The sequence below is a fragment of the Wenzhouxiangella sp. YN9 genome (genome assembly GCF_056324165.1).
Genome location: NZ_JBJNIP010000115.1, coordinates 307,544 through 315,520 on the forward strand (window position 1 = coordinate 307,544; position 7,977 = coordinate 315,520).

Genomic DNA, 7,977 nt, shown 5'->3' on the forward strand with positions numbered 1-7,977 from the left:
GCGGCGGTATTCAGCTGGCGCGGTTGATCGCGTAGCCGGCCAGGAAAGCGAGCGCACCGCGGAAATCACTTTCCGGCAATACCGATAGCGCCTGGCGGGCGTCATCGGCAAGCTCGGTGGCCTGCGCCATGGCCTGGTCCAGGGCGCCGGTGCGGTCGAGAATCTGGCGTACTTCGGTTACGCGATCGCTGCCGCCGGTCTCGACAATGTGGCGAATCAGCTCGCGTTCGGCCGGCTCGGCCGACTGCAGCGCCAGAATCAGCGGCAGCGTGACCTTGCCTTCGGCCAGGTCGTCGCCGGCATCCTTGCCCAGGTCATCGCCACGGCCGCGATAGTCGAGCACGTCGTCGACAATCTGGAAGGCCTGGCCCAGATAGAGGCCGAAAGCGCCCAGTTGCTCGCAGGCGCTGTGGTCGAGGCCACCCAGCACGCCGCCGAGGCGGGCACTGGCTGCAAACAGGCAGGCGGTCTTGTCGGAAATCACCTGGTAGTAATCGTCCACGCCAAGGTCCGCGTTTCCCATCTGCATGAGCTGCAGCACCTCACCTTCGGCAATGGTGTTGGTGGTGTCGGCAAGAATGCTCATGACGCGCATGCGGTCGAGCTCGACCATGAGCTGAAAGCTGCGCGAGTAGAGAAAGTCGCCCACCAGAACCGAGGCCGAGTTGCCCCAGAGCTGGTGCGCCGTGACCTGTCCGCGCCGCCGCGAAGACTCGTCGACGACATCGTCGTGGAGCAGGGTGGAGGTATGGATGAACTCGATGATCGCCGCCAGCTTGTGGTGATCTTGGCCTGTATAGCCGGCGGCTTGAGCGCACAATAGGTGAACCAGCGGCCGCATGCGCTTGCCGCCGCCCCTGATGATGTGGTGGCTGACCTGGTTGACCAGGGCAACGTCGGAGGCCAGGCGCTCGACGATCAGGCGATCGACCGCTTCGCGGTCAGGCCGGGTCAGCTCCATGACGTCATTCAGACAGGCCGGCAGCGTGGGCGGAGAAAAATCGTTCATGGATGACAATTATACGGGCCGATCTCCTTCACCGGGCCAGAGGATTCGTCCGGCAGCTTCAACGGGTGCCTATGCTAGACTTCTGCGCAACTTCATACCCCCGATAAGGAGAGGCCGCATCATGGCCCGTGGAATCAACAAGGCGATCCTGATCGGCAATCTCGGCGCCGATCCCGAAACCCGGCACACCGCTGGCGGCAATGCCGTAAGCAATATCCGCATTGCCACCTCCGAGAGCTGGCGCGACCGTCAGACCGGCGAGCAGCAGGAGCGTACCGAATGGCATCGCGTGGTGCTGTTCGGCCGGCTTGGCGAAATTGCCGGTGAATACCTGCGCAAGGGCTCGAAAGTCTATATCGAGGGCCGTATCCAGACGCGCAAATGGCAGGGTCAGGACGGTCAGGACCGCTGGACGACCGAGATCGTTGCCAACGAGATGCAGATGCTCGACAGCCGCGGTGGCAGCGCGCCGTTCAACGACAACCAGGGGTCGGGCAGCTCGAGCAGCTACGATGGTCCGCCCGCCGACAGCGGCGGCCTGGAGGACGATATTCCGTTCTGACCTTCCACTTTTGCTTGACCTTGGTAAACCTGGAACCACGGAAAACACGGAATTCACGGAAAGACACCAGGCGATTGCGTTGCCGAACGACTTGATGGCGCGCGATCGACATCTGGCGCCTGCGCCGGCAGAGCTCTTGATCGGGTTTCTGTGCTGTGTTCGGTGTTTCCCGTGGCGCCATTCACTTTTCGATTCATATGCCAATGAGCACGATTCTTGTCACCGGCGGCGCCGGCTTTATCGGCGCCAACTTCATCCACCACGTGCTCGCCACGACTGACGCGCGGGTGGTCAACCTGGACCTGTTGACCTACGCCGGCAATCGCGAGTCGCTCGAGGGCCTGCCGGATGAGCGTCACGTATTCGTCGAAGGCGACATCTGCGATGGCCCGCTGATCGAACGCCTGCTTGCCGAGCATCGACCCGATGCAATCGTGCATTTTGCCGCCGAAAGCCACGTTGATCGCTCGATCGACGAGCCCGGGGCGTTCATTCGCACCAACGTCACGGGCACGCAGACCCTGCTGGATGCAGCGCTGGAATACTGGCAGGGTGGGGCCGATCGGTTCCGTTTCGTCCACGTCTCCACCGACGAGGTCTACGGCACCCTCAGGCTGGACGAGCCGGCGTTTACCGAAACCAACCGTTATATTCCCAACTCGCCTTATGCGGCCTCGAAAGCCGCGGCCGATCACCTCGCCCGGGCCTGGCACCGCACCTACGGCCTGCCGGTGATGATCACCAACTGCTCGAACAACTACGGGCCGTTCCAGTTTCCCGAAAAGCTGATTCCGCTGATGCTGATCAACGCGCTCGAGGGCGAGCGGTTGCCGATCTACGGCGACGGGCAGCAGCGTCGCGACTGGCTGTTCGTCACCGACCACTGCAGCGCCATCATGCGCGTGCTCGAAGCCGGCGAGGCGGGTCGTGTCTACAACATCGGCGGCAACGCCGAAATGACCAATCTCGAGGTCGTCGGCCTGCTGTGCGACCTGCTCGACGAGCGCGCGCCCGCCGACCGCCCGCGGCGTGAACTGATCGAATACGTCACCGACCGCCCCGGCCACGACCGCCGCTATGCCATAGATGCCACCCGCATCTACAATGAACTCGGCTGGGAGCCTGCGGTGGATTTCGCTGACGGGCTGGCCGCGACCGTCGACTGGTATCTGGACAATCGCGACTGGTGGCAACGCATCCGCGATGGTCGCTACCGTTCCGAGCGCTTGGGCACCTCCAGACAGAGCCCCGGCACCTGACTTCACACTTCACACTTCACACTTTCATGAACAGAAAAGGCATCATCCTCGCCGGCGGCTCCGGGACGCGGCTGTATCCGCTCACGCAGGTGATCTCCAAGCAGCTGCTGCCGGTCTACGACAAGCCGATGATCTACTATCCGCTGTCGACCATGATGCAGGCCGGCATTGGCGAAATTCTGGTCATCACCACGCCGCACGAGCAGGCCCTGTTTCAGCGTCTGCTCGGCGACGGCAGCCAGTGGGGCATCGAGCTGCACTACGCCGTTCAGGACGCGCCGCGCGGCCTGGCCGACGCTTTCATCATCGGCCGCGATTTCGTTGCCGGGCGTCCTTCCTGCCTGATTCTGGGTGACAATATCTTTCATGGCGATGGCATGCGCGCGCTGCTCGAACGCGCCGGCGCCCGTGCGCGTGGCGCCACCGTGTTCGGCTACTGGGTCAGCGATCCCGAGCGCTACGGCGTGGTCGAGATGGACGGCGACGGCCGCGTGCAGTCGCTTGAGGAAAAGCCCGAGCAGCCCAAATCCAATTACGCCGTCACCGGCCTGTACTTCTACGACGAGCGCGCCTGCGATTTTGCCGCTGACCTGCAGCCTTCCGAGCGCGGCGAGCTCGAGATTACCGACCTCAACCGTCGCTATCTCAACGCCGGCGACCTGACGGTCGAGCGCATGGGCCGCGGCTATGCCTGGCTGGATACCGGCACGCACGCCTCGCTGCAGCAGGCCTCGAGCTATATCGAGACGCTGGAGTCGCGCCAGGGCCTGCGCGTGGCCTGCCCGGAGGAAATCGCGTTTCGTCAGGGCTGGATCGATGCCGATCAGCTGCTGGCGCTGGCCGAACCGCTGACCAAGAGTGGCTATGGCGACTACCTGCGCATGATTGCGCGCACCGCGGGGCAGTGATGCAGGTCCACGACACCGAGCTACCGGGGGTCAAGCTGATCGAGCCGAAAATCTTCGGCGACGAGCGCGGCTGGTTTCTGGAAACCTGGCGCGCTGAACGCTATCGCGAGCACGGCATCGGCCCGGACTTCGTTCAGGCCAACTGTTCGCATTCGGCCCACGGCGTCCTGCGCGGGCTGCACTACCAGTGGCCGGAGCCCCAGGGCAAGCTTGTCTGGGTCAGCAGCGGGCGGGTGTTCGATGTTGCCGTCGACATCCGCCCCGACTCCGGGCACTTTGGCCGCTGGGTCGGTTTCGAGCTGGATGCCGATCGCCACCGCCAGCTCTGGATTCCCGAGGGCTTTGCCCATGGTTTTCAGGTGCTCAGTGAATCGGCCACCTTCAACTATCTGTGCACGCGGCCCTATCGCGGCGAGTTCGATGCCTCGATTGCCTGGGACGATCCGGACATCGGCGTTCAGTGGCCGGCGCCGCCGCAGGGGCTTTCCGACAAGGATCGCGGCGCGCCCCGGTTGACCGACATCGAGCGCGACCGGCTGCCGTCATGACGACGCTGCTGCTCGGCGCCAACGGCCAGCTCGGCCGCCATCTGCGCGCGGCAGTGCCGGGTCTGACCACCTGCGCCCGCAGCGATGCCGATCACGAGCTCGATCTCGCTGACCGGGCGCGCGTGCGCGGGCTGCTGGAAGAGCTGCAGCCCGAGGTGGTCATCAACGCTGCCGCGTGGACGGCGGTCGACGCGGCCGAAGATCACGAAGTCCAGGCCTTCGCGCTCAACCACGACCTGCCCGCGGAGCTCTCGCGCTGGTGCCGTAGCAGCGCCGCGCTGCTGGTTCACTACTCCACCGATTACGTGTTCAGCGGCCAGCCCGGTCGCGCCTGGCGCGAGAGCGATCCCGTGGCTCCGGAGTCAGCTTATGGCCGCACCAAGCTGGCCGGTGAGCAGGCGATCGCGGCCAGCGGCTGCCGCGCCCTGGTGCTGCGCACCGCCTGGGTCTACAGCGCCCTGCCGGGGAATTTTCTTTCCGCCATTCTCGATCGCGCCGCCGGCGGCCAGCCTCTGCAAGTGGTGTCCGATCAGACCGGCTCGCCGACCTGGGCCGGAACGCTGGCGCAGGCGACGGCGCGGCTGCTGGCTTGCGAGCGCGCGGTCGAGCGCCCCGAGCTGCTGCATGTGACCGGGCAGGGCGCGATGACCTGGTACCAGCTGGCCGCACTGGCCGTGCAGATGGCGGCTGCGCGTGGCATCATTCCAGAGTCCGTCGAGGTGGCGTCGATCAGCAGCGATCAATGGCCGCAAAAGGCCGTGCGCCCGGTCTGGTCGGTGCTTGATGGATCGGGCTACGCGCGTTGGACCGGCCAGGCGCTGCCCGACTGCGAATCGGCCCTGGCCGAGTGTCTCGACCAATGGAGTGAGCCCCCATGCTGTTACCCGTGATCATGTCCGGCGGCGCCGGAACCCGGCTGTGGCCGGTTTCGCGCAAGGCCCATCCAAAGCCCTTCATGCGCTTGGCCGACGGCCAGACGCTGGCGGCCAGCACCATCCGCCGCGCGCTCGACGTGGGGGATGCGCCGGTGACGCTGACCGTGACCGGGCGCGACTATTACTTTCTTACCCGCGACGAATATCAGCTCGTGGACGACTCGGCCGATCACCGCTTTCTGCTCGAGCCGGAGGGCCGCAATACCGCGCCGGCCATTGCCGCAGCCGCCTTGTGGGCCGAACAGCTCTATGGTCCGGAAACCCGGCTGCTGGTGATGCCGGCCGACCACCTGGTGCGCGACCGGCGCGCCTTTGCCGAAGCTGTGACGCAGGCCGAGGCGCTGGCAGCCGACGGCTGGTTGACCTGCCTGGGCGTGACACCCACCCATGCAGAAACCGGCTATGGCTACATCCGATCGGGCGAGGCCATCGGCGAACACGGGCGCGAGATCCGCGCCTTCGTGGAAAAGCCCGACCAGGACACCGCGCGGCGCTACTTCGAGTCGGGCGACTATCTGTGGAACGCCGGCATGTTCTGTTTCCGCGCCGACGCCATTCTGGCGGCACTGGCGACCCACGCCGGCGACATTCTCGAGCAGGTTCGCGCGGCCTGGGCCCGCACCGACGCGCAAGCCGCGCCGGTGGAACTCGATGCCGAGGGCTTTGCCCAGGTTCGCCCCGAGTCCATCGACTTTGCAGTCATGGAAAAGGCCGAACGACGCGCCGTGGTGCCGGTGGACTGCGGCTGGAGTGATATCGGCTCCTGGCAGGCCATCAGCGATCTGTATGAAACCGACGCGCTGGGCAATCGCGTTCAGGGCGAGGCGGTGCTCGTCGATGCCCGCAATACCTTTGTCCAGGGCGAAAAACGCCTGGTGGCCGCCGTCGGCGTCGACGATCTGGTCATCGTCGACACCGGCGATGCGGTGCTCGTGGCCAGCCGCGATCGCGCCCAGGAGGTCAAGTCGGTTGTCGAGGAGCTGACCCGTAACGACGACGAGCTGGCCGTGTTCCACCGCACCGTGCATCGGCCCTGGGGCAGCTTCACGGTGCTCGAGGACGCCGACGATTGCAAGGTCAAGCGGCTGGTCGTCAAGCCCGGCGGCATCCTGTCGCTGCAGCGTCATCAGTACCGCAGCGAGCACTGGACGGTCGTGTCCGGGCAGGCGAAAGTGCGCCTCGACGACGACGAACGGATCTACGGCGCCAATGAAACCGTCCAGATTCCGGTGGGCAGCCTGCACCGGCTTGAAAACCCCGGTAGCGACGACGTCCACATCATCGAAGTACAGACCGGCAGCTATTTTGGTGAAGACGACATCGAGCGCCTCGAAGACGTCTACGGACGAACCTGAAGAGCCGCAGGGTCCAGGCAAGAGGCGTCAAGCCACCACTGGGCTTCGTTGCCTGAAAAACCGACACCCCCGGAGAGCACGGAAATTCACGCAGGCTGAAAGATTGGCAGGGTGTGCAGCTCGCTTTACGGCCGCACCCCTTGCGCCTGCTGCCGGCCGTTCCCGTTTGCCGGCTTGCGTGAATTTCCGTCTCTTCCGTGGCTCCCCGGTTTTACCGCCCCCTGAACTCTGGCGCGCGTTTCTCCAGGAAAGCGCTGGTGCCTTCCTTCATGTCCTCGGTGGCGCAGCACAGCGCGAAGCGGGCGGTTTCCAGGGCCAGGCCGGTCTGCAGGTCGGTGTTGGCGCCCTGATTGATGGCCTGCAGGATGCCACGCACGGCCTCCGGCGCCGCCTTGGCCAACCCGGCGGCGAACTCGCCGACCGTTGTAGCCAGTGATTCCGGCTCGACCACCTGGTTGACGATGCCCAGCTGCTCCGCGCGCTCGGCCGTGATCGGCTTGCCGGTCAACGTCATTTCCAGCGCCCGTGTCGTGCCGGCCAGGCGCAACAGGCGCTGCGTACCGCCAAAGCCCGGCATGATGCCCAGCGTGATCTCCGGCAGGCCCAGGCGGGCATTGGTCGAGGCAAAGCGAAGATGGCAGCCCAGCGCCAGCTCCATGCCGCCGCCCAGGGCGAAGCCGTTGATCGCGGCGATCACCGGCTTGTCGGATGCCTGGATGCGGCTCATCAGGTCCTGTCCCATGGCAGAAAAAGCGCGCGCCTCGACCGCTGTCTGCTCCCGGATCTCGCCGATATCGGCACCCGCAACGAAGGCTTTCTCACCGCTACCGGTCAATACGATCACGCGCACGTCGTCATCAGCCTGGGCATCGTCGATTGCGCCACGGAGTTCAAGCAGGGTCTGCTGATTCAGCGCGTTGAGCTTGTCGGGTCGGTTGACGGTAATCGTGCGAACGGCCTCGTGGTCGTCGATCAACAGGTTTTCGTGGGGCATGGGGGTAGGGCTCCCGGTTGGGTTTGGGTGGAGGCTGATAGTGTAAGGGCTTCGGAGGGGTGTGGTTGGCTGATTGGCTGGTTGGCCAGTTCGGCAACCGAGAGGTTTGGCGGGCGGCAGGGCTGCGCCGGGGGGGCGGGTGGCGTCTGGCAGGCCGGGCTCGCGACCTGGAGGTCGCTCCCACAGAGTTTTGCCCGCAGTTGTTTGTGGGAGCGGTCTCCAGGCCGCGAGCAGGGCCTCGACTCGGCACGGCCAATCACGGCAAAGCCGCCCAGCCAACCAGCCAACCAGCCAACCAGCCAACCAGCCAACCAGCCAACCAGCCAACCAGCCAACCAGCCAACCAGCCAACCAGCCAACCAGCCAACCAGCCAACCAGCCAACCAGCCAACCAGCCAACCAGCCAA

General features: G+C 65.3%; 8 protein-coding genes. 6 read left to right on the top strand and 2 right to left on the bottom strand.

Translation table 11 applies throughout. The features are described 5' to 3' along the window. Window positions 1-10: 10 nt before the first annotated feature. A complete protein-coding gene (locus ACEWQ0_RS13440) occupies window positions 11-1,009 on the bottom strand; it encodes a polyprenyl synthetase family protein (RefSeq protein WP_476482341.1) in 999 nt (332 codons plus the stop codon). 121 nt (window positions 1,010-1,130) lie between these two features. Between ACEWQ0_RS13440 and ssb the strand changes: the two genes are divergently transcribed. The 6 genes from ssb (at window position 1,131) to ACEWQ0_RS13470 (ending at window position 6,576) form a co-directional block, all read left to right on the top strand. Continuing rightward, the gene (gene ssb, locus ACEWQ0_RS13445; protein WP_476482340.1) at window positions 1,131-1,571 is read left to right on the top strand and encodes a single-stranded DNA-binding protein; all 441 of its coding nucleotides are present in this window, start codon (window positions 1,131-1,133) and stop codon (window positions 1,569-1,571) included. A 203-nt stretch (window positions 1,572-1,774) separates the two neighbouring features. After that, the gene (rfbB, locus tag ACEWQ0_RS13450; RefSeq protein ID WP_476482339.1) at window positions 1,775-2,830 is read left to right on the top strand and encodes a dTDP-glucose 4,6-dehydratase; all 1,056 of its coding nucleotides are present in this window, start codon (window positions 1,775-1,777) and stop codon (window positions 2,828-2,830) included. A 26-nt stretch (window positions 2,831-2,856) separates the two neighbouring features. Beyond that, complete coding sequence (rfbA, locus tag ACEWQ0_RS13455; RefSeq protein WP_476485585.1) at window positions 2,857-3,738, top strand: glucose-1-phosphate thymidylyltransferase RfbA; 882 nt, start codon at window positions 2,857-2,859, stop codon at window positions 3,736-3,738. Then, window positions 3,738-4,286, top strand: coding sequence for a dTDP-4-dehydrorhamnose 3,5-epimerase (rfbC, locus tag ACEWQ0_RS13460; RefSeq protein WP_476482337.1), 549 nt, complete (start codon window positions 3,738-3,740; stop codon window positions 4,284-4,286). The genes rfbA and rfbC overlap by 1 nt, the downstream gene beginning before the upstream one ends. Next, window positions 4,283-5,176 (top strand): dTDP-4-dehydrorhamnose reductase, encoded by an 894-nt coding sequence (rfbD, locus tag ACEWQ0_RS13465; RefSeq protein WP_476485586.1) that lies wholly within the window; start codon window positions 4,283-4,285, stop codon window positions 5,174-5,176. The genes rfbC and rfbD overlap by 4 nt, the downstream gene beginning before the upstream one ends. Beyond that, window positions 5,161-6,576 carry a mannose-1-phosphate guanylyltransferase/mannose-6-phosphate isomerase gene (locus ACEWQ0_RS13470; RefSeq protein WP_476482335.1) on the top strand — a complete coding sequence of 472 codons (1,416 nt, stop codon included), beginning with the start codon at window positions 5,161-5,163 and terminating at the stop codon, window positions 6,574-6,576. Before rfbD ends, ACEWQ0_RS13470 begins: the two co-directional genes overlap by 16 nt. A gap of 211 nt (window positions 6,577-6,787) precedes the next feature. Here ACEWQ0_RS13470 and ACEWQ0_RS13475 read toward each other — a convergent pair whose 3' ends face one another. Then, entirely contained in the window at window positions 6,788-7,570 is a 783-nt protein-coding gene (locus ACEWQ0_RS13475) for an enoyl-CoA hydratase/isomerase family protein (protein WP_476482334.1), read from the bottom strand. Window positions 7,571-7,977: the final 407 nt, after the last annotated feature.